Annotated in this window: 1 protein-coding gene; it reads left to right on the top strand. The window is 37.6% G+C overall.

From position 1 onward, the window contains the following. On the top strand, window positions 1–255 hold a 255-nt coding region (locus PSI06_RS21830; RefSeq protein ID WP_273604850.1), incomplete at both ends, for an efflux RND transporter permease subunit.

The raw sequence follows: 255 nt of genomic DNA, 5'->3' as shown, positions 1-255 counted from the left end.
CAATGACGCGCAAAACCGAAGACGGTAAAGTCGAAAATTTAGGTGAAGTTGTCTCTGGCATTGTCTTAAAACGCATGGGGTCTAATACTAAAGCCACCATTGATGGTATCAATGCAAGAATCCCATTGATTAATCAAGCATTGCCTAAAGGTGTTCGCTTTGAACCATTTTATGATCAGGCTGATTTGATTGAAAAAGCCGTTGATACAGTAGTTGATGCACTATTACTAGCATTTATTTTCATCTGTATTGTAT

Source organism: Pseudoalteromonas sp. GABNS16E, from assembly GCF_028598715.1.
GTDB classification, from domain to species: Bacteria; Pseudomonadota; Gammaproteobacteria; order Enterobacterales; family Alteromonadaceae; genus Pseudoalteromonas; species Pseudoalteromonas atlantica.
The sequence above is the reverse complement of the archived record's forward strand: the minus strand, read 5'-3'. Positions and strand labels throughout refer to the sequence as shown.